The organism is Commensalibacter communis (assembly GCF_947179105.1).
GTDB lineage: Bacteria > Pseudomonadota > Alphaproteobacteria > Acetobacterales > Acetobacteraceae > Commensalibacter > Commensalibacter communis.
In genome coordinates, this window is sequence record NZ_CAMXCK010000025.1 from 1 (window position 1) to 699 (window position 699).

Sequence of the window (699 nt, forward strand, 5' to 3'; positions counted from 1 at the left end):
CTCAGCTCCCATGCGGTTTGGATGCCAATCGCGTTGAGTTTAGTGGAAAGTTTACGTCCAACACCTCAGATCTCTTCGATTGGGAATTGTTTCAATGTGTCTATAAAGATTGAATCGTCTGTATTGAGAAAGTAAACGTCCTGATGCTGAGGGTTTTTCTTTGCAAGAGGATTGGTGATTTTGGCAAGTGTTTTGGTTTTGGATATTCCAATCGAGACCGGAATACCCGTGCAACGACGGACAATTTTTCTTAGTAATTGACAATATTCAATATAATTATTCTGTTTTTCGAGGTTCAGAAATGCTTCGTCAATGCAGTAAACCTCTGTATCATAGATATAATCTTGAACGATGGAGAACACTCTTTGGCTCATATCTCCATAAAGTTCGTAGTTAAAGTTTAACAGAATACTTTGTTTTTTTATGTCTGGTGGAATTTTGAATGCGGGCATTCCCATTGATACTTAAGGTTTTAACTCATTGGATCGCGCAATGACACATCCATCATTTTTTGAAAGAACGCCAATCAGTTTTCCTTTTAATTTGGGATTAAACGCACACTCACGAGAAGCGTAAAAATTATTACAGCCAACTAAGCCAAACAATTCAAAAATTAATCAATAGAGCAACTCATCTTATTTACTCTATTTTTAATAATGAATTCAAAGACTTTTTTAAGAATAAACATTACACTTTCAT

Annotated in this window: 1 pseudogene; it reads right to left on the bottom strand. The window is 35.3% G+C overall.

Annotated features, from left to right (window positions below):
* Positions 1-65 precede the first annotated feature (65 nt).
* Positions 66-605, bottom strand: a pseudogene (locus PQG52_RS11415) (Y-family DNA polymerase).
* Between the last annotated feature and the right edge of the window lie 94 nt (positions 606-699).